Origin of the sequence: Burkholderia theae, assembly GCF_048565265.1 — a bacterium.
GTDB classification, from domain to species: Bacteria; Pseudomonadota; Gammaproteobacteria; order Burkholderiales; family Burkholderiaceae; genus Burkholderia; species Burkholderia theae.
The window spans coordinates 1,935,765-1,959,730 of record NZ_CP183462.1 but is presented as its reverse complement, the minus strand read 5'-3'; the positions used below and the strand labels follow the sequence as shown (position 1 = coordinate 1,959,730).

Below are 23,966 nucleotides of genomic sequence, written 5' to 3'. Positions count from 1 at the left end.
AGCGTTGCGGCCGTGGATCCATCCGTGCTGGAACGCTAAATGCTTGTCACGCGTGATCCTGTCGATGAAGGAGCATCGCGATGAGCACGCCGACGACCACCCATTTTTCCCATGTGAAGCCGCAGGACACCGCGTATCAAGGCGAAGGCCTGCGCGACTTCTTCCTGTACCGAGATCTCGGCATCGCCGCCGCGACGAACGGCAAGGTCGTCGCGCAGCTCGTCAGGGCGAATCATGCACCGGCGGCGGGCACCGGCTGGCACCGTCACGAGGCCGAGTTCCATATCGTGATCATGCTGAAGGGCTGGGCGCGCTTCATGTACGGCGAGCAGGAAACGCTGGTGTCCGCCGGCGACTGCGTGCATCAGGCGCCGGGGATCGTGCATTACCTGTTCGATTACTCGCCGGACATGGAGTATCTGGAGATCGTCGGGCCGGCCGATTTCAAGTCGATCGACGTCGACGGGCCGTGCGCAGTGCCCGCGCCGACGCCGTGGGGAGAGACGGGGGCGTAGCCGCCGGTTGATTCTGTCCGCGCGTCATGCGCATGCTCGCGACAAACCGCCTTCGGGCGGTTTTTTCTTGGGTCGTTTCGCCGCGCACGCTGTCGGCTCCGGTAACAACGACCGACTTCAACGCACGAGCGCTTCATTCGAATTCCGAAGGGTTTCAGTCATGAAAGCTTCGAAAGCAGGCGGGGCGTTTTTGTCAGCTTCGCGTGACGATTTGTTACGCGCTGTCAAAGATCGTCAATTCAGCGCAAGTGCGTGCACGGCCTGTCGACGACCGGCGTTAAGGAGGTACCAGCCGGATCACCGGCTGCCCTACCCAGGAGAATGTCATGACCCGCATCGCGAAGATCCTGACCGCGACGGCCGTTGCCTGCGTCGTCCTCGTGCCGACGCTTGCCGAAGCCCATTCGCACCGCGTGTGCCATTACGATCACCACCACCATCGCGTGTGCCGCTGGGTGCGGTAACCGGGATATCCCTCGGGTACGCCCGGGACGCTTTCACCATTCAGGCAAATCAGGAGAGGACTATGAAAAAGACGATGTTGATCGCCGCGCTGGTCGCAGGCATGGGTATGTCGCTCGGTGCGTTCGCACAGGTTCCGGCCAGCGCGCCGGCCGGCACGACCGGTCTGTGCAAGGACGGTTCGTTCTACTCGGGCGCGTCGAAGAAGGGCGCATGTGCCGGCCACAAGGGCGTGAAGACCTGGTACGGCGCATCGGCTGCTGCAGCAGCCAGCGCGCCGGCCGCGATGGCCCCGGCGACGGCGGCTTCCGCTACGGCAGCATCGGGTGCCGCGCCCGCGAAGAGCGCGCCGGCGACGACCGCAGCTGCGGCGCCGGGCGGCGGCCCGGGCAAGGTGTGGGCCAACGACAGCACGAAGGTCTACCACTGCTCGACCGACAAGTACTACGGCAAGACGAAGCACGGCAGCTACATGACGGAAGCGGATGCGAAGGCGAAGGGCTACCACGCATCGCACGGCAAGGCCTGCTCGTAACACGGGCCGGACGCGCGAGGTCTTTCCTTCGCGCGTCGCCTGAAGGCTGTTGTTGATCTCGCCCCGCCATCACGGCGGGGCGATTTTTTTGCGCCGCTGCACGGGTTCAGTGGGCGTGATGCGGTCGTGTTTCGGCCGCTGCATCGGGCCCGGTTGCGCGCGCATCGAGCAGCGCACGCAGCGTGACGTAGTGCGTGCCGTTCGCGTTGCCGTCCGCATCCGCCGTGCGATCGTACGGTTCGTTGTCGTGGATCGTCGCGCGCACGATCGGATAGATCTGCGTTTCCCAGCGACTGCCGTTGAACACGCCGTAGTGGCCCGCGCCCGTCTGCACGTGGTGGGTCTTCAGGTACGGCGGCAACCCCGAACACAGCTCCTGCGCGGCTACCGTCTGGCCGACCGCGCAGATATCGTCCTTCTCGCCTTCGATCGTCAATAGCGCGGTGCGGTGAATCGCCGCCGGTTCGACGAGCGTGTCGCCGACCGTCAGCTCGCCGCGCGCGAGCGCGTATTGCTGGAAGACCTTCTCGACCGTTTCCAGATAGAACTCCGCGGTGAGATCGGCCGTCGCGAAGTATTCGTCGTAGAAGTGCCGCAGCGTGTCGGCCTTCGCCGGGTCGCCTTTCGCGCGCTCGTAATACAGGTCGGCAAACGATGCCGCATGACGGTCGGGGTTCATCGACATGAACGCGCCCACCTGCACGAAACCCGGATACACGCACCGCTGCGCCCCGACGAAGCCCGCCGGCACGACGCTGATCAGGTTCCGCGCGAACCATTCGATCGGCTGGCTCGTGGCGAGCGCGTTGACCTTCGTCGGATTCACGCGGCAGTCGATCGGGCCTGCCATCAGCGTCAGGCTCGCGGGCTGCGCCGGATCGCCGCCGGCCGCCATCAGCGCGACCGCCGCGAGCGCGGCGACGGTCGGCTGGCAGATCGCGAGCACATGCGCGTCCGGGCCGATATGGCGGATGAAATCGATCACGTGCACGACATATTCGTCGAAGCCGAAGCGTCCGGCCGTCAGCGGGATGTCGCGCGGGTTGTGCCAGTCGGTGATGTACACGTCATGGTCCGCGAGCATTGTGTGCACCGTGCCGCGCAGCAGCGTCGCGAAATGCCCGGACATCGGCGCGACGATCAGCACGCGCGGTTGACGCGCGACGGGGTGCGCCTTGCGGAAATGCAGCAGCGTGGCGAATGGCGTGACCGCCGCGGCTTCCTCGACGATCGGCACCGTTTCGCCGTCGACGACGATCGACGTGATGCCGAACGGCGGCCGTCGATGCGAGAACGCGCAGCATTCGAGCAGTTCGCACAGTGCGTCAAGCATGCGGCCCGTCGGGGTCGACGTGGCGGGCGGCCACAGCGACATCGTCGCGCGTGTGGTGGCGGCCCATGCACGCGCCGGGCGCAGGCATTCTGCAGACCATTGGTAAAACGGATAGGCAAGCAGATTCATGACCTTCGCTCGTTGCGCCACGTTGCATTGAACGAGGCAAGCCGTGTGCCAGCACGTGGCTGGCACGCGCGTTGCACGCGGTACGGGAACGCTGTGGCGCGGGTGGCACGCGACGACGGCTGGCCGGGGGCGATGCATTGCCGGACCGGTTCGGCGGGCGATGCGCGCCGCGACATCGTGCGGCGCTGCGCCAGTTCGGCGAATCCGCCGCACAGGTGTGGTGCGGGTGACGTCACGCGGCGTCCGTTATCGGTGCAGGGGTACGAACGGCATTCAGCAGAGGAGCGACATGGAATCCACCGGACAGACGACGCTGACCATCAGCAGCCGCAATTACTCGTCGTGGTCGATGCGCGGCTGGCTGCTCGCGAAGCTGAGCGGGCTTGCATTCGACACGGTCAGCGTGCCGATCGATGCCGCGTCGCGCGCGGAGTTGCTGCTGCTGTCGCCGTCGATTCTCGTGCCCTGCCTGACACACGACGGCAACGCGGTGTGGGACACGCTCGCGATCGCCGAATACCTGAACGAAATCCGGCCGCAGGCGCGGCTGCTGCCTGACGACCGGCATGCGCGCGCGCATTGCCGGTCGATCTGCGGCGAGATGCATTCCGGGTTCAGCGCGTTGCGCTCCGCGCTGCCGATGAACCTGCGCGCGCATTTCCCCGGCTTCCGGATCTGGTCGCGCGCGCAGCACGACATCCAGCGGATCGTGACGATCTGGCACGAGTGCCTGGCCGCGTATGGCGGGCCCTGGTTGTTCGGCGCGGAGATCGGCATCGCCGACGCGATGTATGCGCCGGTCGTCACGCGTTTCCTGACCTACGACGTGAAGCTCGAACCGGAGATCGCCGAATACTGCATGCGCGTGCTCGCGCATCCGTTCGTCGCGGAGTGGATCGATGCGGCGAAGGCGGAGCAGGAAGACATCGACGAACTCGACATGGAGTTCTGACGCGCCGGATCACGTGCGGCGCACGCGTGGAAACGCGCGACGCGTTCAACGATCGGACGAATGGCGTCTGATCATGGGGCGCTTAAATCGGAGGAATCGACTTTCGTCGTGAGGTCTCGTGCGGCGGGCTTCGCGCGTGATCGGGGTAAACATCGCGGACGCGTTGCCGATAACGCAGGTCCAGTGCCCGCGAGAGAATCACGTGAAACCGTTCTTCATGCTTGTCAGTGCCGCTGCGTTGGTCATGTCGACCGGCTGCGCCCAACTTCAATCCGGACGTCAGGACGCGAATGCGCATAACGACGCGCCCACTGCGTCGACGCCGCTCGTCGATTTCGTCATACCTGCCGATGCGCTTGGCGCACGCGATCCCCAACTGACCGCATTGCTCGCGAAAGTCGGCGCGCTCGCGTCGAAGCAGACGCAGCCGATGACGATTCGCGTGGCCGCGCTGCCGCAGGATTTCGACTACCTGAACCAGTCGCTCCGGCGCGGCATTGCGACGCCGCGTGGCGCGTCGGTGCGCGTCGAGAACGTCGCGGCCGGGAGTTGCCGGCCGTACAGCGTGCAAGTCGCACCGACCCAGACCCAGTGACAGGAGATATCACGATGCGACGACTGTCGATCTGTGCGGCCATGCTCGTGTGCGGCACCGCGTTTGCGGCACCACCCGGAGACGGTGCGCCGTTTGCCCCTGCCGCATCCAATCAGGTGTTTCCGCCGCTGCCGCCGTACGCGTCGCTGCCGCCGTACGCGTCGCTGCCGCCGGGGGCGGGCGGTGACGACGAAGCGCAGGCGCCCGCGCCGGCGGGCGGGCGTCACACGAAGAAGCAGCGCCACGCGCTGCCCGTGAAGAAGGCGCCGGAATTTCAGGTGCGACTCGTCGTGACCGACGAGTCGCGTGCGGCGCTCGCCGCCGAGGACAAGAAGCTCGACGACGCGCTCGCGAAAAGCGTGCACGAGCGGCGTACAACGGGGGCCGGCACAGCTGCGCTGGCGATGACGCAATGAAGCGGCAGGATCGAAGCGGCGGATACGTGACGACCCGGACCCGGATGGTCTCGATGCGACCAGGTTGCGCGTCATGGCTGTGGTTCGCGATGTTGCTGACCGCGCTGTCCATTGCGCCGGTGCGTGCGGACGACGCCGTACCCGGCAGCGCCTGCTTCGAGCGTGCAGCCGGCTACCAGGGCGTCAACCCGCAAATCCTGCGCGCGATCGCCTGGTACGAATCGAAGGGCAATCCCGCCGCCGTGCATCGCAACGCGGATGGCAGTATCGACGTCGGCCAGACCCAGATCAACTCGGTGCACTTCGGCGAGTTGCGCCGCTACGGTGTGCCGCCGGGCGCGTTGAAGGATGCGTGCGTGAACATCTACGTCGCCGCGTGGATGCTGAAGCGCAAGATGGTCCGCTACGGGAACACCTGGCAGGCGATCGGTGCGTATCACTCGGAAACGCCGCGCTTGCGGGACGAGTACGCGCGAAACATCCATGCGGTGCTCGTGTCGTGGGGCGTGCACGAGTGAGCCGCGCGCGTTCGTGTGCGTTGAAGGCTGGGAGTAAGGATCGCCGCGGGCGTGGGCGATCCGCCGGACATGCGGCGATTTGTCGTTTTCCCTGATGCGTCGCGTCGTATCCGCCGCGCAAACGTTTCGCTGCCGATGACGTGTCCGGAGCCCATGCGATGACGTTAAAGAACCCCTCAGCTCGTGTCGTAAACGGGAGCACGGGGAACGGCGATGATCGCGCATGAAGCGCGGCGCAGCCGGACAAAAAAAGTCAGCGCAGCAGGGGAATCGACTTGAATCGTCAGCAATCGTGGACGCGTACGGCGGCGCCAGGAGAAATCATTTACGCCGAGGGTTTCGCGGGTGAGCCCGTGATCTTTCTGATCACCGACGGCAAGGTCGAGCTCTCCACGCGATGCGAAGACAAGCGCGTCGTCGTCGCGACGCTCGGCCGTGGCGAGTTCTTCGGGGAATCCGCCTTGCTCGCCGCCGAGCCGCGTGCGCATACCGCGAAGGCGCTTTCATTCTGTCAGCTCACGGTCGTGCCGGCCGGCATGCTCGACGATGAAATCGAGCGCGTGTCGGCGCTGCTGCGCCATATCGTGCGGACCATGATCCGGCGCGTGAAGCGCAAGGACGATCAGCTCGCGACCTATACGCATGCCGACTTCATGCCGGGCGTGCTGTCGTATGCGCATGTGCTGGCGTTGATGGCGGGCGCCGATGCGCGCGAATCCGGCGATTCGTGGGCACGCCGGCCGATGCAGGCCCATGCGGCCGAGACCTCGGTGCCGCTCGCGGAAGTGATCCGCAAGTGCCGCGCGATTGCCGGCCATTCGCGGCCGCACGTGCTCGCGATGCTGCGACGCATGGAAAAGCTCAACCTCGTCACGATCGAATCCGCGCAGGCGGACCTGGCCGGCGGTGCATCCGACTACGCGGCTTCATCGGATGCGCGCCAGGTCGTCACGTTCGATGCCGCGCGCGTGATCGATCGCGCGCAGCAAGTCGCCGATCACGATCTCGACGTGTCGATCAACAGCGAACTCGAACTCATCGAGCTGGCCGATCTCGAATCGCTGATCGGCGTCGAGAAGACGCTGTTGCTCAACAAGCTGTCGAACGGCGAGATTGCCGAAGAAGTGTTCGCGTTTCGAAAATCGAAGGTGCTCAGTTACGTCGAGCAAAAAGGCGTCGCGTACTTCTCGAGGCGCGCGCGCCGCGGCGGCGACGTGCAGGCGCTGGAGGATCTCGTGTGGGTCGACCAGCGCACGTTGTTCGACGTGATCAGCGGGTTCGATACGTACGATCTCGCGAAGCTGATCGCGAACCTCGACGATCGCGCGGTGGCCGACAAGCTGTTTTCCGTGATGACCGAGGCGCGGCGCAACGAGGTGTCGTGGGTGATGCGCCGCGAACTCAAGCTCGACCCGAGCGAGATCGAGGACATCGAGCGACGTGTGCTGGATGCCGTTCGTGCGGCCAAGGCACCTGCGACGGGCACCGTGTCCGTCGCATCGGCATCGGATGCATGACACGGAGGCGCGTATGGATCTGTTGACCCTGGCCGGTGTGCTGCTCGGCGGCGCGGCGATCGTGTTCGGCTTTTCGCTGGAAGGCGGGCATTTCTCGATGCTGTTCCAGTTCGAAGCGCTCGTCATCGTGCTCGGCGGCACGCTCGGCGCGGTGATGATCCAGAACACCTGGGCGCGCTTCTTCGATGCGGTGAAGCAGTTGCGGCTCGCGTTCGTGCGTGCGCGCGAGGTCGATCGCAAGAACCTGTCCGACCTGCTCGAATGGGGCGACCGCGCGAAACTCGACGGGCTGCTCGCATTCGAATCGATGGACGTCAGCGGCATTCATCCGTTCGCGCGCCGCGGGCTCGAACTGCTGGCCAATGGCGTGTCGACCGCCGTGCTCGAGGATGCATTGCAGCGCGAACTCGACGCGTACGAGCGCAGCCGCCTGGCCGCCGTGCGCGTGTGGCAGCAGGCCGGCGGATATGCACCGACGTTCGGCATTCTCGGCTCGGTGCTCGGGCTCGTGCAGGTGACGAGCCATATTCTCGAACCCGCGCAGCTCGGGCCGGGCATCGCGGTCGCGTTCGTCGCGACGCTGTACGGGCTGGCGTTCGCGAACCTCGTGTTTCTGCCGCTCTACGGCAAGCTGCGCGCGCAGATCGATAGCGAGTTGCGATTCCGCAAGTTGTATCTCGACGGCTTGCTGGCGATTTCGCGCAAGGAGTCGCCGCATACGATCGAAACGCGCCTCACCGGCGACGTGCGCGGACGCGCGGCGGAATCGCTCGCGTGATGGGCTGCGTATGCGGTACGACGAACAGGGACCTTCGGCATGACAGCCCGAACTGATGGTGCGACCGCCGCCGATCGCGATGACGACGAACTCGACGGCGCGCAGTCCGGGCGCTGGCTGATTTCGTACGCGGATCTCATTACGACGCTGATGGTGCTGTTTCTCGCGCTGTACGTGCTCCAGCTCGCGAAATACAACGCGCTCGACGCGAAGATCCTGTTCAACGTCGGCGATGCGCGCTTGCTGCCCGATTCGTCACCCGTGCTGAACCAGATCGCGCAGGCACTGAGCGCGCATGCGATGGGCGACATCCTCGTCGAAGGACACACGGACAGCGTGCCGATCGCGAATGCGAAATACGAATCGAACTGGGAGCTTTCGTCGGCGCGGGCGGGGAGCGTCGTGCGCTACCTGACCGAATGCGGCGTGGCGCCGCACCGGCTTGCCGCGATCGGGCGGGCCGATACGCAGCCGCTCGTGACGGGCGACGATGCCGCCGCGCGGGCGCGGAATCGCCGCGTGACGATCTTCGTTGCGTACTGATTTGCACTGATCCTGCGCGTATAGGCGGCCGCATATGCCCGCCTGTCAACGACATAACGAATCTCGCATGATCGATATCTGAAATCAGCGATGCGCTTCCGCGCGTGCATGCCGATATCCCAAACTGGCTCAGACCGAGCGGTTATCGAGGGTTCCCCATGCATTTCTGGCGCAAGCTTTCCATTCAGAACAAGCTGATTCTCAGCATGACGAGTTGCCTGCTCGTGTTCGTCGCGATTTCGAGCGGACTCAGCATCCGTCTGATCGGCAACGCGGTGCGCGACCGCGTCGTGCGCGAAGAGTTGCCGACGGCAGTGAACGGCATTCGCGCCGACGTGCAGCGGCAGATGGCCGGGCCGATCGCCGCGTCGCGCATTCTCGCGCGCGATGCGTTCCTGCTGCAGTGGGAAGCCGACGGCGAACCCGATGCCGGCACGCGCAACTGGATCCAGCTGGCGAAGAACGTCAAGGACGAGCAGAAGGCGGCGTCCGTGCAGTGGGTGTCCGTGAAGAGCGGCAACTACTACAACGAAGCCGGCCTGCAGCGGAAGGTCACCGACAAGGATCAGTGGCTGACCAGCTTCCTGTCGTCCGGCAAGGCGTTCGATGTGAACATGGATCGCGAGGTGACGCTCGGCGGCTACATGATGTTCATCAACAGCCGCGTCGAAATCGACGGCGTGCCGATCGGCGCGGCCTGCATGAGCCTGTCCGTCGATGCGCTCGCGAAGGGCATTGCCGCTTACCGGATCGGCGAGACCGGGTTCGCGTATCTCGTGCGTCCCGACGGCGCGATCATGATGCATCGCGATACGTCGCTGATCGACGGCAAGCATTTCATGAAGGACCAGCCGGGCCTGCCGGGCGATGCGTCGTCGACGCTGCTCGCCGGCAAGCCGTATGCGTACCTCAGCTATAACGGCGACGGCGGCGCGCGCTTCATCGCGACGTCGTTCATTCCGGAGCTGAATGCGTATGTCGTCGTCGAGGTGCCGGAGGCGGAACTGCTCGGACCCGTGACGCGCGCGATCCGTAGCGCGGCGCTGGTCGCGGCGGTGGTGGGCCTTGGTGTCGCGTTGCTCGTGATCTGGCTGGTCGGACGCGCGATTGCCGCGCCGATCCGGCGTGCGGCGACGCTGCTGTCGGAGATCGCCAGCGGCCAGGGCGACCTGACGCGCCGCATGACGGTCGAGAGCCAGGACGAGATCGGGCAGTTGTCGGACGCGTTCAACCGGTTCGTGTCGTCGCTGTCGACGCTGGTTCACCGGATTCGCGCGGCGTCCGCGTCGATCGCGACCGGCTCCGCGCAGATCGCGTCGGGGAATGCCGATCTCAGCGAACGCACTGAAGGGCAGTCGAGCAACCTGGAACGCACGGCTTCGTCGATGGAAGAGATCACGGCCGTGGTGCGGAACAACACCGAGACGGCGACGACCGCCGCGAAGATGATCAACGGCGCGTCGGATACCGCGGCGCGCGGCGGGCAGGTGGTGGGCGAAGTCGTGAGCACGATGGAGCAGATCAGCAACGCGTCGCAGCGGATCTCCGAGATCATCGTGATGATCGACAGCATCTCGTTCCAGACGAATATTCTTGCGTTGAATGCGGCTGTGGAAGCGGCGCGGGCGGGGGAGCAGGGGCGCGGGTTTGCGGTGGTGGCGTCGGAGGTGCGGAATCTGGCGCAGCGTAGTGCGCAGGCGGCGAAGGAGATCAAGGCGCTGATCGAGCATAGCGCCGGGACGGTGAATACCGGGTCGCGGTTGGTCAGCGAAGCGGGGAAGGTGATGAGTGATGTCGTTTCGCAGGTTCAAGGCGTCAGCGCGATGATGAGCGAGATTGCCGAGGCTAGTCTGGAGCAGAGTGCCGGGATCGACCAGATTGGGGATGCGGTGCAGTCGCTGGATCAGATGACGCAGCAGAATGCGGCTTTGGTCGAAGAAAGCGCGGCAGCTGCGGCGAGTTTGAAACAGCAGGCGGCGGAATTGACCAAACTGGTGTCGGCCTTCAAGGTGGATGAATAAAGTCTGTTTGGCGTTTTAGAATGAGGCGTTTCTGAGGGACGGCTGCCGTGGGTTCACGGCAGCCGTTTTGCATTCGGGCTTGGGATCGGGGACGTCATACAAGAATGAAAAGCATTTCCAAACTGTAAGCCGGGGTGGGGTGGGTGTGCTCCTGGCCTGGTTGTTGTTGTCGGGGCGAAGGTGGTTGCGTCGCCGATCGATTCTTATCTCGCGGATCGGAAGAAAGCTGCCGAGGCAGTGAATGCCGCTTCGATGGAAGATCAGGCGGATTTGGACAAGAAATATACCGCCGAGTTGAATGCGAAACTGGTAAAGCTTGTCGGGACGGTCAAGGCGAAAGGGTTTTCCGGGAAGGGGGCGTTCAGAGCGTTGTGGCGGATAACGGGATTACGCTTGGGCCGGATGAGTTGTTCTTTAATTCGGATGACGGGAAGGTGAGTCTTTTTGTGACGATTGTTCCACTTTTGGAAGCTTGGGTGGCGACGGCGGATGCGGGGCTCAAGTCGACGGATGACGTTGCCGTTATCGTCAATAACGAGACGTTTTATACGGACATGTTTGATGATGCTGCAGCGTTTCGGTTTGCAGAATTGCCAGTGAAGCGGAAGCCGGATGACGCTGTGGTGAAGGCGTTGCTGCTCGGTGAAAGCCAAGATGGGGTGCCGGACGGACCGAATACGTTGGTGGTGTTGGTCAGGCAAGGGGAGCGGGTTTATGTCCTTTGGAAGAATGTGACGGTGCCGGGGATTGCGGCTTGTGGGGTGGGGCGGGTGCCTTGCCGATGGTGGAAGCCATTGCTGAGAGTCTGTGGCACGCCGACGCCCCATCTATCGGGATATCTCCCGTTCACCACGCGCAGCGTGTATAAACATTGTGGATAGTTCGTCGATCGAGCGAACATTAATTCGGGGAGAAGCAATGGCCTGCAAGGTCAGATATCTCAACAGCGCTGGCATCATGCCTCGCGAGGTCAAGGGCATTGATGCTTTATCTAAGGCATTTCCGTCGAACTGGCTGCTTTACGTCTCCCTTAACTGCTTCCCGCGCAATCAGTCTCCAATGGAGATTGATGCGGTCGTGGTCATGGACGACCTCATCCTCCTCCTTGAGATCAAGGACTGGAACGGCAAGCTGACCTACAAAGGTGACCGCTGGTTCGTCAACGGGGCTCCGCGCAAGCGATCTGCCGTCATCCTTGTCGATGAGAAGGCCAAGAAGCTCAAGTCCGTTATTCAAGGTCAGAGTTCGCTAGCCGGTGCATTCTATGTGGACTCGCGCGTCGTCTTCACGGGCACCGCCAATGCGGCGAACCTTCAACCGCATGAGCAGGAGCGATGCTTGACCCTCGCGGAGGCAATTGCCATCGGGGATCCAGCCAAGCGCCATTTGTATGTAAAGCGCGGCAAGGTGTCGCTCACCAAGGCATGCAGTCTCGAGGCGGAGTTCGACAAAATCTTCAACAACACACAGCTCTTCCAGCGGCTTGAGTCGGATTGGGCAGGCTACACGGTCACGGAGAAGGACATCTTCGTGCACCCGAAGCAGGTCTGGCGCGACCACTTGGCCGAGCGAAGCGAAGAGAAGCGCTTGAAGGCAATGGTGCGAACCTGGTCGTTCAACAATCTGCCGGTTGGACTCAATAGCTCGGAGATGCGCAAACTCGTGGCAATGCGCGAGACCAACGCATTCGCCTACCTTCAAGACATCGGCAGCGAACTCATCGGTCGTCAGCGCGTGCTTCGAGAGGTGGCCACCCCGGACGAGGAGGTGTCGACCGGGCACTTTGAAGTTCGCCAGATTGCGCCAGGCTGGTATCCGCTTGACCAATACATCGTGCGCAACACGGATGCGCTGAGTGTTTTGGATCGCATCACCATCGTCATGAGCCTGCTGAGCGTCGTCGCTGAGCTTCACCGAGTCAACGTGACCCATCGGGACCTCGGTCCTCGGTCGATTTGGGTGGGTGGGCACAGTGACCTGGCGCTGACCGGCTTCATGTCCTGTCAGCTGCCGGACAAGACGACGGTGATGGACTGGTTGAAAGACCTGCGGGGCTACGCAGGGTTCCTGCCAGAAGACGCTAGTGGCAGTCCCAGCACCGGTCGGCAGAGGGACGTCTACAGCTGCGCCTACCTGGCCGCCCAGGTGCTCACCGGCGAGGTTCCAAAGGCCTCGGATATCGAGGCAACCGTTGCGACGCTACCGCCGGAGCTTAAGAACCTCGGTGACTGGGTGCGAAGAGGACTCTCCGCCGACCCGTTATCGCGATATGCGAGCGCGGCAGAGCTCATGGATGCGTTTGCGGTCGTAGTCGAGGCGGGGCCAGTTGATGGATTCGACCCGACCTTGTTGGACCGGTTTGAGACCATTGACGTCCCGTACGTGCGGTGGCCGCTTTCGGCTGTCGTCTCGTCATTGAGTCAGAAGCAGGTTTACTCGCACATCAACGGAGCCGAGACCGTTATGGTCAAGGTCTGGATGTCGTGGCTGCGCGGCCGTTCGACGCAGAGCGATTGCGCGCTGCTGAAGTTGCTGTTGAGCGTTGATCAGCTGATTGACGCCCCGCTCAAAGGACTCCCGCGGTTCCTGGCAAGAGGTCTTTCCCCGCTGGGCGCTTTCGTTGTGTATGAACGAAGCGAGGGAACGCCTTTGGCGGAGCTTAAGTCACTCCCTGAGAACACAGGGTTGGAACTTGCTGCCGATCTGCTGCGTACGGTCACCTCGCTACACGAGCGCAGTTGCGAGCATGGAGACATCTCGCCTTCCAATGTGTTGGTGAGCGTCGACGATCGAACCGTCTGCCTTATTGACCCGTTTGATATCTCGCAGGTTGGCGACGGGGCATCAAGAACGCCGTCGATGCTGCCTGACAACTGGGAGCTCCTGCCGCAGGCAGCAATCGATCGCTTTGCCGCTTTAAAGGCGGCCCAGATGCTGCTTGTGCTGGATCCGGGTAGTGCCGCCCAGGCGCTTCAGTTCGAACTCGACGCCGAGCTGAAGAAACCGGTTATCGAGTCGCTTCAGTATGCGCTGGCCAAGGTGTCTCAGGCGGTGGAGGCGCTGACGGCGGCCGAAGTGATCGAGTTCCATCTGAAGACCGAGCGCCCAACTCACGGCTTTTCCCAGGTGGACAAGCTGTATGTGCGGCGCTACATCGAGCAGTCTGGTGAGGTCACCTTCGACCTCACGACCGAAAAGGCCCAGTTGGTCTTGAAGGGCACTGGGATCGAACTGCAACAGTACTATTTCAGGCAGACCTTCTTCGCGACTCTCGAGCGCGAGTCCCGCTCAGCGCACAGCGATCTCCCTATTAGGGTGACGGTTCAAGAAGGCGGCATCGGCGGCTTTGAGGAGCTTTATGCCTACCTCTGCAGCCACGAGCGATTCACCGTCCTTCCTGCCGAGGAGGATCACTCAGCGCCTCCTACGCAGTTCGAGGTGACCTGGCACTGGACGAAGCTGCTCGAAATCGAAGAGGAATCCCGCGTCGAGATCGCTGTCACCGAGATCCTGGCTCAAAAGGGCCAGACGCTCGTGCTGGCCTACGAAAACCTGGGAAGGGACTTCGACTTCGATGAGGACGACTCCATCGACGTCTTCGTCGGCAACCGAAAAATTGGTTACGTCGACCTGTCAGCGAGCTCGCTCCCGAGTGCCATCGGGATCGTGTGCGAGCGCGGGAACATCTCGGACGGAGATCACCTTCGTCTGGCAGAGCGCCGAGAGCAGACCTCGATGGAGCGGCGTTCGCGGGCTGTCCGTCGCATCCTGGACGGCCGTTCGGTTATCGGCGACCTGGTGGAGTACTTCGATCCGCACAAGAGCGTCCCACCGAAGTCTTTCGACCTTTCTGTCGACGACGCACAGCTTGCCGCCTATGGGCTCAATGCTGGCCAGCAGCACGCGTTCCGGCATCTGCTTTCTTCTGGACCGGTTGGCCTGCTTCAGGGGCCGCCTGGCACCGGCAAGACGAGGTTCATCGCATCCTTCGTGCACTGGCTCATCTCTAAGGGAGGCGGCCAGCGTGTCCTTATTGCCAGCCAGTCGCATGAGGCTGTCAACAATGCGATCGAGTCGTTGCTGCGCCTGCATAAGGAACGCGGTGAGACGCGGCCGAGCCTCCTGCGCATCGGTTCCAAGGGCATCACCGCCCGCATCCGACCCTTCCACACGTCTGAGCTACGGGAAAGCTACCGGGTCAAGTTCGATGCCGCCGCCAAGAACCGGTTTGGTCAGCTCACCAAGGCGCTGGGCGTGGACCGAACGTTCGCGTCGGAGCTGTTTGACTTGGACAAGCAGGTCGGAACCCTTGCGCGGCGCTTAAGCACAGTACAGGAGGCCCTGGATGAGGACGAGGGGCAACTGGCCGTTGATCGTGAGCGCAACCGCGTGCAGCGAGCAAGAGTCCAGGATGCCTTTAAGGCCGCGTTCAAGGCCGTGGCAGGGCAGGAAACGGACGGCGTGTTGCCGCTTCAGGCATACGACCAACTGGTCTACGCGTTGCACCTGAAGCATCCGAACGTCTCTCCGGCGGATGCCAGCGCGGCTCAGCGTGCGTTGAAGCTTACCAATGACTGGCTGGCTTCGCTGGGCTCCCCCGGGCGGAACTTCGAAGAGTTCTTGGCCAAAACGCGCAGCGTTGTGTCGGCGACTTGCGTCGGCGTCGGGCAGACGCGCATCAAGATCGAGACGCAGGTGTTCGACTGGGTCATCGTTGACGAAGCTGCCCGGTGCACGCCTGGCGAGTTGGCGGTGCCCATCCAGATGGCCAAGCGCGTCCTGCTGGTGGGCGACCACCTGCAGCTGCTACCGATGATGGACGACCAAATGCTCAGCGACCTGAAGGAAGTTGAGCCGGACGTCTCGTTCGAGGAACTCGCGCGCAGCGATTTCGAGCGCGCCTTTACGTCGACCTATGGCCAGTCCGTCGGTGTGCGGTTGACGGAGCAGTACCGGATGGATAGCGTCATCTGCGACCTGGTTTCGGAATGCTTTTATGAGGAGAGCGGTATCCGGCTGGTGACTTCCGCAGCGCGAAAGTCGGCGCTGCAGCCGACCGACTTCGGGGTGCCCTGGTTGTCCAAGCCGCTCGTCTGGGTCGATGCCAGTAACGACCACATGAACTCCGAATACCGTCCGGAGGGGGAGACCACCATCCACAACCGCAGCGAAGTCGACGCGGTCATCGCAGTGCTGGAGAAGCTAGCGGCGGACAGTGCCTTGGTCACGGCGCTGGCGAAGCTTGACGATGAGACGCCAATCGGTGTCATTTGCATGTATGCGGGGCAGAAACGTCAGATTGAGCTGGCGTGGTCGCGCCGTCCGTTCGATCCGAAGTTCAAGCGCCTGGTGCGTATCGACACGGTCGACTCCTACCAAGGCAAGGAGAACGCCATCGTCATCCTCTCCCTGGTGCGCAGCAATCCGAAGGGGTTACCGGGACACGTGGGAATTTCAAACCGCTGCAACGTGGCTGTTTCGCGTGCCCAAGAACGACTCATCGTTGTCGGAGATGCGGAAATGTGGGGGCGTAGGGTTGGTCCGAAGTCACCCATGCGCAGGGTCTTTGAGCACATGAAGAGCAACCCTGGCCACGCCACGTTCCTCAAGGCATCGGAGGTCGCATAAGCATGAATGAGAACAACACTTTCGAGACGAACACTTTCGGGTTCAACCTTCCTTGCCGTCAGTTCGTAATCGCGGCCGAGAGGACGAAGGAGCGTCGGCTGCCCATGGTGGATGAGTTCATCCTGAGAACTCTTCTCGTGGTGAAGTCAATCTCAGCGGACAGGCTGGCGCGCTTCTTCGGCTTTGAAGGTCGGGACCTGGGCATCGCTGTCTCTGACCTCCAGTCGCGCAGCTTGGTCACGGTGGATGGCGACAACCTCAGCTTGCACCCCTCGGCGAAGGAGATGTTTCGAACATCTACCGAAGACGTACCGACCATCACGGTGGCAGAACCGTTGAACGCAGACGTCTGGTTCGATCTGGTGACCAAGCACATGGTGAGCGGCCGCGGACTGCGCAACATCCCGCATCTCATTCCGCTTCCGTTGCGGCAGCAGATAGACGAAGCGGAGGCCCGCGCGGCGTTCCACGACAACTTCCGGGACTACTTGCGCATCGCGCGCAACGATCAGAAAGCGGACCAGTGGAGCCTTTACTCTATCCTTGACGTGCATGCCGGCCGCTACAGCTTTGTCCAGATTGGCGGTAGCGAGCGGCTGACTTTGCAAGGTGCGCCCAGGCTCGAGTCACACTTAAATCTGCGCGAGACCGACTCAAAGGGGCGAGGAAAGCAACTCACAGAGGCAATGTCCATCGAGCTACGCAAGCTGGATCATGTCAACCCGAGCCAAGTTTCCTCCAACGAGTTCGCTCGCATGTTCAACCACCGAGACTGGTCGCAGTGGTTCCGGCCCGAGGGGCACTTCGACTTAGCCAGCTGGTTTCAGCAGGAGATGAACAGCAGCTCGGCCGGCACGGTTCCGCTGGTGGGCTACCCCTACGTCGAACGAAACCGACGAGCCATTACCTCACTGCTTGAGGATGCGCCGCTGGACTTCAGCGGGGACCATCGTTGGCAGACTTGGTGGCTCCGGCCCGGCGGTTCGCTGTGGGGTGCAACGGAGGATGTACCGGCGACCCTCGAAGCACTGCGGGGCGTCATCAGAGCGCGGGCCAAAGGAGGGACGCTCTCGTCCGTAGTGATCTCGCCGGCCTCAGTGAACGACACTCTATCAAAGACGTTCACGCGAGTCTTCGACATGGGTGTCCGCGCACCAACAAAGAAGGTGCCAACAGCGCTTGAGGTGGTCCTCATCGCTGAGCGGGTTGCCGTTGTCTCGGTGATGGTTGCGCTGAGCGAATCGGTGTGTGTGCCAATTGGCTATGCAACCAGCGACGAAGCACGAGTTCGGCGCGTTGCCGAGCTGAGCGGCATTGGTGAGCTGGTTCGCGAAGGGACCCGCTTATGGCCACAACCTGGTCGCTAGACTGCCCGCCATTCTGATCAGCGCCTACTTGTGCAGCCCAATTCGCAGCGACGCGTGTATAGCGCCGAGCGCAAGGCACATGCGCTCGATCTGATCTAGCGACGCTACTGCCAACGTCGGCAGGGCTTGCATGAGCGGTCGTTTAGTAAGAACGATAGTCACTGACCCGACGTCGGCAATGTGGCGGAGACGGTGACTTCAAGCTGTTGCATCGACCGGTTGAATCCGCCCTGCATTTCAGACGCTGGTCAGCATAAAGTGAATGGCCGTAGTGGGTTGAATCCGCCGTCGGCAACGGCCGTTCGCTTCCGGCAATATTCGGCCAAAAGCGGGAGTTAGTGCGATAGCGCCGGATACTGCTCCGCGGCGGATATAGTCATCCTCTTGCGGCCCGCACGCTATTATCCCGGCCAGCGATAGTTGATCAGGAAAGACGGAGTCGGGTAGATTGGTAACCATAAGAGGGAATCAATCGCTTCCACGGGGAGATAGTAGATGGCGTATTTCGAGGAGAGCGCAGGCCGACTTGTCATCCGCGAAGGGCAGGCGCCGAATACTGGGCTGAGGAAGGGACAAGTCGGCGCCCTTTATGCGCTCATTGGCCACTTCATTGAACGATAAAAGCCTGCCATCGTGTCGTTGCCCACTGGGTACGGCAAAACGGCCGTACTAACGGCTGCGTGCTTTTTGGCGAAGGCTCAGCGGGTGTCGGTCCGTCAGCAATTGGCTCTGCAAGAGCGAGAGGCCTGTAGTCATTCGCACAGACGGGCAACCGCACCGGCGTTCAATGCCTCAACTATCACCCCATTAGACCGAGTAACAACAAATGATATTTGCTTTGTTGATTGTCGCGTTGGTTACATTTGCCATCTCAGCGGCCGCGATTTTCGGGGCGTGGTGTATGAGGAAGGCGATGGAGCAATTATCGTTGGTCGCCCGACGTATCCTCCACGCGAGAGTCGTAAGGTACGCGTTTGCAAGGCTGAGAAGGCTTCTCAGAAAAGTCGACCGCTACCTGTACAAACTATGCTCTGGGAAATACGTACAGGTTGGGGCCGGCATCGCCTTCGTCGCCGAGGGTTTGGGAATCTTAGGCGTTCGTGCTCACGGGCCAATCCTAAATGTCTTGTCGCTGATCTGGACGAGTATTGTCCCTGTCGCGATCATCTTCCATCTCGTCTATCGTGTGGAGAAGGTCAAGACGTTTTGCGACGATGCCGCCGTGCGATTGCTGGTCACGGTCGCTGTGCTCCTCGCAACTTGGTATTCGCATGCGATGGCGGCATCGACGATCACGATACTGATGGGCGTCGACTCGTCGCGATTCACCTCGGCGGTCACCGCGACCACATTTTTCGGGGTGGTCGGGCTGGCCAGCATTATTGTTGCAGGAGCGTCCGTAGTTTTGCTGCTCATCGGAATGTTTCTGACGTTTTTTTTCCCGCCGCCCAGTAGACGTAAAAAGGGAAAATTTTGGGTGGCATTCATGGAAAGCAGCCCGAGATTCTTACCGCTCATTTTCTTTATGGTTATGTTCGTTGCCGTGGCGCCGGAAGCTATCCTCGGTGGTTCGAACTTCACGGCCGCACTTGCAGCTAGAATCGCCTTCACTTACGATCTCGCAGACCCGGAAATGTGTGGAAGTTCGAATCAGCACGAACGCTTTCTTCTCTTGCTCGACAGTCCCGGCCGGGCGATTCGGTATACGGCCGCCGATCTCCCAGAAATACCTGTCACATTTCTCGACAAACTTCAAATTAAGACGATCATGCCGATCGAGCAGGAGGAGACTGATTGCAAGCGATCGCAACGCTAGATTATGCATGTGGGAAGGCGCGAGCGGTGGCAACGAGTCGATTACGACCGGTTGAATCTGCAACCAGTTTGGGACGTTGGAATTAACGTATAAAGTCAGCACATGAAAAGTTAAATGCGGGCTTTCAGTGATCCGTCGAACGTGGCGGTCTTCGCTAATCGGAGTGTCGTGTTCGAGCACGACTGGATCGCGTATGTGCCACATGACGGTGAGGATGGCGCGTGGCAATTTCACGGCTCTGGATCAGGGCCGATGCAGGAAAGCGATGCCGTCATAGTAAGTTTCGAAAACGTTATCGAATTAGACTGCACGGTTCAGAATTTGGCCGATCTCCTGCTTGGGTGGCACGCATGGCGAGCCGCAAAAAGAGCCCCATGGTGCAGGGCGAAGACGGAAACATGAGCGCTCTTAGTGTCTGTTTGTGGACAGCGTGACTGTCTCCTCCGGGTCGATCATGGCGCTTGATGAAGTGACGGCCAAGCAATCTCAGATCTGATCTGACGCTGACTGAGAGATCAGGTCTTGACTTACGCAACTGACATGGCCCGAAGAAATTGGGCTGGTCCGGCCAGCTTTTGCGATTCGACGGGTACAAAGATCGCCAAATGACCGACTCGCAATATTGGCGCGGTGTCCCGCGTCACACGCATCCCTATACCTAACGGCCAATCCCCCCCAACTCCCCATTTCTGAGATGCCAGCACGACTACACTGGTCATGAAGCCTTGCTTCTCGCCATCGGGAATTGGTCGCAGCACCCTCCGCACCGGTGGACGAAAAAAGTCCGTCTTGCGCAACAAGACGCAGCGAAGGGAGAGAGAGAAGGGAAATTCACGGCAACAAAAAGCGCGGGCCGCATGGGCGGCAACCCATACGACCCGCTGACCATCACCAACTCGAACCAGGAGTCGGAAATGGCTGACGCCAATATTAAGTCACGTCGCAGAAAGAACAAACCGGTCAACATGCAAAAGACGTTTGAGCTAGTCCTCCGCAACTATCCGGACCTTCCCAAGCGTGGCTGGCCTTACCTGCCTTGGATGAAGGCGATCGATATTGATTTCAAGATCTTTGGATTCAGGCCAGGCGACCGCGTATACCTTGACGTCAACTACGTCATCCGGCAGATCACGATCTCGCCGGACAACAGCCAGCTGGCGCTGCGAGAGCAGCCTTACCACGATCCTGAACCGGAAGACTCGCCGGCATAACGAGCAAGGGCTGCTTGATGCGGCTCTTGTGAGTGGATAGCAGGCTTTGCACGAACGCGACTGACCGCCGGGGCGAGACCGCCCTGGCCATAGCCTCGGACATTGCGATTCGCGCCCACATCCATCTTCAACAACTGTCACGACGGCAAGGCCCGTGAGGCCGCACCGTGCGTGCCGAAACAATCGGATGGATTCGATTCGCTCGGAGGCATCCGGATTCAAGCGACGTCCCGAATGTCCACGTGCATTCGTGAACGACGCGTCAACGCCCGCTGTCCCGCGCCTTTACGATCCGCCCGCGCTGCAGACATGATACGGGTGGACCACACGAAGATCGCAAGCCGCGAAGGGCGCTGTCGATTTGCCATTCGCTTGACGTGTTTCTGCGGCATGCTCCGCCCCACCTATTTGGGCTGGCCTGCGACCTGCGCGCCACGGTCAAGCCAACACGCCAGGCCCATACTCTCGACCCTCTCGATGAGCACCCGAGAAACTGCCTCGCTGTGGTTTTTATAGCACTGCGGCTGCGAGTCGTTCTGATGGGGGACGAGAGGGCAGTCCAGGTCGCACCTGGAATCACTTGTCCTGTTCGATCAATTTCCTCGCGAAGAATGGGCCGCGATCCGGGCAGCCGCCGATGTTTCGGGCAATCTCCCGACGGCGCTGCTTTGAACACATCGCCTTTAAGGCAACGTCGTATGCGCAATCGGTGCGCCCGCTCTTTCGAAGGAGCGGGCCAACGCACTGCAGAAGATGCGCTGCCTGATGATTCAGGAGCGATTCAGGAGCGGCGTGACGATGCGCTCGAGGCGATCGGCGGTCCATGAGGGTTTCGGATCGTCCCAGCCATTGTCGACGAGGAGCCCGTTCCGGTCGATCGTGAAGTTCACCGGGATGCGCCAGATTCGGCCATAGCCTCCGGCGTATGCGCTGCCCAGGAGGCCGACCGGAAAGCTCAAACTGGCCGCCACTTGCCGGACGGCCGCGAGATCGTCCGGTCCGTCCAGACTGAAACCGAGCACACGCAAGCCGTTTGCCGCATGGCGCGCGGCGTACGCGGACAACAGTGGCAGTTCGGTCCGACAAGGCTCGCACCATGTGGCCCAGAAAGTCAGAATGACCACGTTCCCACGCAAATCGTCGCTGGCGACGCTTTGCCCGTCGAGCGTGTGCAGGATCAGGCCGGGCGCGGGACGACCGACTGCCAGGCCGCCGGCCTGCGCGGCCGGCAGCCATCCTCCGAGGCTGGCTCCCAGCACCACCCCGCCGGCCTTGCGCAGCCAGTCGCGCCTCGTCCCATTGAGTCCTGCGCGCAGCGATTCGTCGGCGTCAGAACGCATAGTTTGCCCCCACCGTGCCCGACCAGCGCGGAAACAACTGATAGCCGCTGAGCCGGCTATACAGAGACTTCTGGACGAATGCGTAGACGTTCAGATTCTTCACCACGTTCACCGTCACGCCAGGCGACAGGTAGACGACCGTGCCGGCTGTGTTGCTGGTGTCGGCGAGCGCGCCTTGGTCCGCGCTCTTGCGAGTCACGTTGATCTGGAGCTGCGGGACGACCCTCGGGTTCGCCTCATAGCGCAGGCCGACGCTTACCGTCGCGAGATTGCCCGGCCGGTAGTCCTGACCGAGGCCGTGAAGATTCTCGACCACGGCCGACTGGAATTGACCGTTGATGAACGCGTCGAAGTTCTGGCTGACGGGCTGGTAGTAATAAGCACCGACGATCAGGTCCGTGCTGCCGGTGCCGGGCTGTAGGCTGGTATCCAGGGTCTGACCGTTGGCGCCGTTCGGACCTGACGAGAAGAACACCGGGCTGCGGCCGACGGTGGCGCCCGTCAGCACGTTCTGGCCGCCGTATTTTCCAGTAGGCAGCTTGACGCCGAGCTGTACGCCGAGATTATGGGTTGGCAAGAAACCCTGATAGCTGGCGATCAGTTTGATGTCGCCCAGCCCCTTGCTCGTGACGCCGCTCAGGTTGTCGGGCGTGAGCTGATCCGGCGTGGCGTTGCCGTAGGTCGAGTGGCCGCGATCGATGAACGGAACGATCGCACCGAAGTTCCACTTGGGGTTCGGACTGTAGTTGATGCCGAGATTCCAGTAGCGGTTGATCGTCTGGTGTTCGACTTCCTGGCTACCGCCCGCTGCATTGATCGCCGCCGGCACGGTGGGCGATACCGCGCTCGTTCCGCTACGCAACTGGTTCTGTGGAAGGAAAGTGTAATCCAGGCTGATGCGCCAGCCCGGCGTGGCCGAATAACCCGCTGCGGCATCCGTGCTCAGCGAGCAGCCGCAGGTCGCGCAGGCGTGGGCTGCCACGGGCAGGGTCAGGCCGGTCAGGCAAGCAAGCGCGGCGAGTGAAACGTCAATCGTTCTCTTCGATTCGATTCGCATGTCATTCCTCGTTCATGTCTCGTGGGTGCACGCGAGCGTGCCCGCGGCGTCGCGGACGCACGGTGCGAAGTGCCCCAATTGCAGACTCGCAGCGGCGAGAGTCCCGCGTGATTCGGCGGGGCCTCTTCGCATGGCTGCGAATGATCGATTCAGACGAGGAGCGGCGAATCCCGGGGGCGTGCTGCCGGGAATATGTCTCGCCAGACGAACGTCGGCGAAGCTGAAGGTTGTTCGGCGCCGTAGTGCGCTGTCGCCTGCAGTTGCAGCAAGGCGGACGGCGGCGCAGGCGTGTGATGCGCGAGCAGGTTGCAATACCCGCAAGCATCGAGGTGGACTGCGAGCGCTTGATCGCCGGCATCCGGCTGACCCTCGGCCGAGCAGATCGATGCGAACGGCGTATTCCGATCGAGAGACATCAGGCCCTGACTCACGATCGGTGCAAAGACGATGAGCCACATGGCGAACATGCCAAGCCATGCGGTCATTCGATTGCGGTGGTGAGTGGTCATGATGTCGGGTGTATGCGAGCGCCAGGATTCTAGCTTAGACCGGTTGCGACGCAGAAGAAATACTCGGCATACCTGAGCACAAAACTCGTACATCGATCGCATCGCGCTTGACCGCCGACGATGCGTGCCGGATCTTCGAACATAGCCGCGGTGGAGCGGACGTACCTGTCAAACAGGTCGGTCGCGGCGGCATCGACGTTCCGCTAGCGAATACCGTGTGCTGCGTACGTTCGAGGTGTCGACAAGCGGGCTGCGACGGTGCGGCGGGATTGTCCCCATGAAGCTGTGGGGCATGGTCCGACTGCGCCAATAAAAACGTTGCACTAAGATCGTCCTGATGGTGGCAGGATCGTGCAAACGGTGTTGCACCCGTCCGGCGCCCTGCGCGTGCAGGGTTCCTGAGCGTGCAGGGCGCAGCACCGGCGACTGTCGTTTGCCGCCCCTATCCTGGAGAAGCACATGAAACCGAATCTTGGCCGGCAGGCCCTGCTTGCCCTGACACTCGCCGGCGTGGCCGCCGCAGCCGTCGCGGCGACGGAGGAGGAAGCGAAGGTGCAGTGCTATGGCGTCGCCAAGGCCGGCCAGAACGATTGCGGGAGCAAGACCGGCGTGCATGATTGCGCGAGCAAGGCGAAGGTCGACAACGACCGAGGCGACTTCAAGATCGTGCCGATCGGTACCTGCGAAAAACTGGGCGGCACGACCGAATCCTGATGCCGCGGAG

General features: G+C 62.0%; 21 protein-coding genes. 17 read left to right on the top strand and 4 right to left on the bottom strand.

Annotated elements, in window-relative coordinates:
• Positions 1–80 precede the first annotated feature (80 nt).
• From ACN22W_RS26300 to ACN22W_RS26290, 3 genes are all read left to right on the top strand, one after another.
• Positions 81–515 (top strand): cupin domain-containing protein, encoded by a 435-nt coding sequence (locus tag ACN22W_RS26300; RefSeq protein ID WP_419687647.1) that lies wholly within the window; start codon positions 81–83, stop codon positions 513–515.
• Positions 516–841: 326 nt separating this feature from the next.
• Positions 842–979 carry an HHHH-motif protein gene (locus ACN22W_RS26295; protein WP_164992092.1) on the top strand — a complete coding sequence of 46 codons (138 nt, stop codon included), beginning with the start codon at positions 842–844 and terminating at the stop codon, positions 977–979.
• Positions 980–1,041: 62 nt separating this feature from the next.
• Positions 1,042–1,512, top strand: coding sequence for a hypothetical protein (locus tag ACN22W_RS26290; protein WP_419687645.1), 471 nt, complete (start codon positions 1,042–1,044; stop codon positions 1,510–1,512).
• A 106-nt stretch (positions 1,513–1,618) separates the two neighbouring features.
• On the opposite strand, the gene ACN22W_RS26285 is transcribed toward ACN22W_RS26290, so the two are convergent.
• Positions 1,619–2,974 (bottom strand): polyhydroxyalkanoate depolymerase, encoded by a 1,356-nt coding sequence (locus ACN22W_RS26285; RefSeq protein WP_412025062.1) that lies wholly within the window; start codon positions 2,972–2,974, stop codon positions 1,619–1,621.
• 289 nt (positions 2,975–3,263) lie between these two features.
• Between ACN22W_RS26285 and ACN22W_RS26280 the strand changes: the two genes are divergently transcribed.
• From ACN22W_RS26280 to ACN22W_RS26220, 13 genes are all read left to right on the top strand, one after another.
• Entirely contained in the window at positions 3,264–3,926 is a 663-nt protein-coding gene (locus ACN22W_RS26280) for a glutathione S-transferase family protein (RefSeq protein ID WP_048250105.1), read from the top strand.
• A 217-nt stretch (positions 3,927–4,143) separates the two neighbouring features.
• On the top strand, positions 4,144–4,521 hold the full coding sequence (locus ACN22W_RS26275) for a hypothetical protein (RefSeq protein ID WP_419689835.1): 378 nt from the start codon (positions 4,144–4,146) through the stop codon (positions 4,519–4,521).
• 14 nt (positions 4,522–4,535) lie between these two features.
• Positions 4,536–4,937, top strand: a complete 402-nt coding sequence (locus ACN22W_RS26270; protein WP_419687643.1) for a hypothetical protein — start codon at positions 4,536–4,538, stop codon at positions 4,935–4,937.
• 89 nt (positions 4,938–5,026) lie between these two features.
• On the top strand, positions 5,027–5,455 hold the full coding sequence (locus tag ACN22W_RS26265; protein ID WP_419689834.1) for a lytic transglycosylase domain-containing protein: 429 nt from the start codon (positions 5,027–5,029) through the stop codon (positions 5,453–5,455).
• Positions 5,456–5,730: 275 nt separating this feature from the next.
• Positions 5,731–6,972 carry a Crp/Fnr family transcriptional regulator gene (locus ACN22W_RS26260; RefSeq protein WP_419687642.1) on the top strand — a complete coding sequence of 414 codons (1,242 nt, stop codon included), beginning with the start codon at positions 5,731–5,733 and terminating at the stop codon, positions 6,970–6,972.
• Positions 6,973–6,985: 13 nt separating this feature from the next.
• Positions 6,986–7,750 carry a flagellar motor protein gene (locus ACN22W_RS26255; RefSeq protein WP_048250109.1) on the top strand — a complete coding sequence of 255 codons (765 nt, stop codon included), beginning with the start codon at positions 6,986–6,988 and terminating at the stop codon, positions 7,748–7,750.
• A gap of 39 nt (positions 7,751–7,789) precedes the next feature.
• Positions 7,790–8,293: an OmpA/MotB family protein gene (locus ACN22W_RS26250; protein ID WP_419687641.1), complete on the top strand. Its 504-nt coding sequence runs from the start codon at positions 7,790–7,792 to the stop codon at positions 8,291–8,293.
• 158 nt (positions 8,294–8,451) lie between these two features.
• The gene (locus ACN22W_RS26245) at positions 8,452–10,314 is read left to right on the top strand and encodes a methyl-accepting chemotaxis protein (protein ID WP_419687640.1); all 1,863 of its coding nucleotides are present in this window, start codon (positions 8,452–8,454) and stop codon (positions 10,312–10,314) included.
• Between the two features lie 434 nt (positions 10,315–10,748).
• Entirely contained in the window at positions 10,749–11,195 is a 447-nt protein-coding gene (locus ACN22W_RS26240) for a hypothetical protein (protein ID WP_419687639.1), read from the top strand.
• Between the two features lie 37 nt (positions 11,196–11,232).
• Positions 11,233–15,942: an AAA domain-containing protein gene (locus ACN22W_RS26235; RefSeq protein ID WP_419687638.1), complete on the top strand. Its 4,710-nt coding sequence runs from the start codon at positions 11,233–11,235 to the stop codon at positions 15,940–15,942.
• A gap of 2 nt (positions 15,943–15,944) precedes the next feature.
• Positions 15,945–17,309, top strand: a complete 1,365-nt coding sequence (locus ACN22W_RS26230) for a hypothetical protein (protein ID WP_419687637.1) — start codon at positions 15,945–15,947, stop codon at positions 17,307–17,309.
• 826 nt (positions 17,310–18,135) lie between these two features.
• Positions 18,136–19,125 carry a hypothetical protein gene (locus tag ACN22W_RS26225; protein WP_419687636.1) on the top strand — a complete coding sequence of 330 codons (990 nt, stop codon included), beginning with the start codon at positions 18,136–18,138 and terminating at the stop codon, positions 19,123–19,125.
• A 725-nt stretch (positions 19,126–19,850) separates the two neighbouring features.
• Entirely contained in the window at positions 19,851–20,336 is a 486-nt protein-coding gene (locus tag ACN22W_RS26220; protein ID WP_419687635.1) for a hypothetical protein, read from the top strand.
• 770 nt (positions 20,337–21,106) lie between these two features.
• On the opposite strand, the gene ACN22W_RS26215 is transcribed toward ACN22W_RS26220, so the two are convergent.
• From ACN22W_RS26215 to ACN22W_RS26205, 3 genes are all read right to left on the bottom strand, one after another.
• On the bottom strand, positions 21,107–21,676 hold the full coding sequence (locus ACN22W_RS26215; RefSeq protein WP_419687633.1) for a TlpA disulfide reductase family protein: 570 nt from the start codon (positions 21,674–21,676) through the stop codon (positions 21,107–21,109).
• Complete coding sequence (locus tag ACN22W_RS26210) at positions 21,666–22,733, bottom strand: transporter (protein ID WP_412025046.1); 1,068 nt, start codon at positions 22,731–22,733, stop codon at positions 21,666–21,668. The genes ACN22W_RS26215 and ACN22W_RS26210 overlap by 11 nt, the downstream gene beginning before the upstream one ends.
• A 149-nt stretch (positions 22,734–22,882) precedes the next feature.
• The gene (locus ACN22W_RS26205) at positions 22,883–23,242 is read right to left on the bottom strand and encodes a DUF2946 domain-containing protein (RefSeq protein ID WP_419687631.1); all 360 of its coding nucleotides are present in this window, start codon (positions 23,240–23,242) and stop codon (positions 22,883–22,885) included.
• Positions 23,243–23,701: 459 nt separating this feature from the next.
• Between ACN22W_RS26205 and ACN22W_RS26200 the strand changes: the two genes are divergently transcribed.
• The gene (locus ACN22W_RS26200; RefSeq protein ID WP_412025044.1) at positions 23,702–23,956 is read left to right on the top strand and encodes a DUF2282 domain-containing protein; all 255 of its coding nucleotides are present in this window, start codon (positions 23,702–23,704) and stop codon (positions 23,954–23,956) included.
• The last annotated feature ends 10 nt before the right edge of the window (positions 23,957–23,966 follow it).

Excerpts from the sequence above, each read along its gene's own strand:
- ACN22W_RS26270 (WP_419687643.1), top strand. The coding sequence starts at position 4,536 with ATGCGACGACTGTCGATCTGTGCGGCCATGCTCGTGTGCGGCACCGCG.
- ACN22W_RS26295 (WP_164992092.1), top strand. The coding sequence starts at position 842 with ATGACCCGCATCGCGAAGATCCTGACCGCGACGGCCGTTGCCTGCGTC.
- ACN22W_RS26255 (WP_048250109.1), top strand. The coding sequence starts at position 6,986 with ATGGATCTGTTGACCCTGGCCGGTGTGCTGCTCGGCGGCGCGGCGATC.
- ACN22W_RS26210 (WP_412025046.1), bottom strand. The coding sequence starts at position 22,733 with ATGCGAATCGAATCGAAGAGAACGATTGACGTTTCACTCGCCGCGCTT.
- ACN22W_RS26245 (WP_419687640.1), top strand. The coding sequence starts at position 8,452 with ATGCATTTCTGGCGCAAGCTTTCCATTCAGAACAAGCTGATTCTCAGC.
- ACN22W_RS26275 (WP_419689835.1), top strand. The coding sequence starts at position 4,144 with ATGCTTGTCAGTGCCGCTGCGTTGGTCATGTCGACCGGCTGCGCCCAA.
- ACN22W_RS26300 (WP_419687647.1), top strand. The coding sequence starts at position 81 with ATGAGCACGCCGACGACCACCCATTTTTCCCATGTGAAGCCGCAGGAC.
- ACN22W_RS26235 (WP_419687638.1), top strand. The coding sequence starts at position 11,233 with ATGGCCTGCAAGGTCAGATATCTCAACAGCGCTGGCATCATGCCTCGC.
- ACN22W_RS26280 (WP_048250105.1), top strand. The coding sequence starts at position 3,264 with ATGGAATCCACCGGACAGACGACGCTGACCATCAGCAGCCGCAATTAC.
- ACN22W_RS26200 (WP_412025044.1), top strand. The coding sequence starts at position 23,702 with ATGAAACCGAATCTTGGCCGGCAGGCCCTGCTTGCCCTGACACTCGCC.
- ACN22W_RS26230 (WP_419687637.1), top strand. The coding sequence starts at position 15,945 with ATGAATGAGAACAACACTTTCGAGACGAACACTTTCGGGTTCAACCTT.
- ACN22W_RS26225 (WP_419687636.1), top strand. The coding sequence starts at position 18,136 with ATGATATTTGCTTTGTTGATTGTCGCGTTGGTTACATTTGCCATCTCA.
- ACN22W_RS26250 (WP_419687641.1), top strand. The coding sequence starts at position 7,790 with ATGACAGCCCGAACTGATGGTGCGACCGCCGCCGATCGCGATGACGAC.
- ACN22W_RS26265 (WP_419689834.1), top strand. The coding sequence starts at position 5,027 with ATGTTGCTGACCGCGCTGTCCATTGCGCCGGTGCGTGCGGACGACGCC.
- ACN22W_RS26285 (WP_412025062.1), bottom strand. The coding sequence starts at position 2,974 with ATGAATCTGCTTGCCTATCCGTTTTACCAATGGTCTGCAGAATGCCTG.
- ACN22W_RS26215 (WP_419687633.1), bottom strand. The coding sequence starts at position 21,676 with ATGCGTTCTGACGCCGACGAATCGCTGCGCGCAGGACTCAATGGGACG.
- ACN22W_RS26205 (WP_419687631.1), bottom strand. The coding sequence starts at position 23,242 with ATGACCACTCACCACCGCAATCGAATGACCGCATGGCTTGGCATGTTC.
- ACN22W_RS26290 (WP_419687645.1), top strand. The coding sequence starts at position 1,042 with ATGAAAAAGACGATGTTGATCGCCGCGCTGGTCGCAGGCATGGGTATG.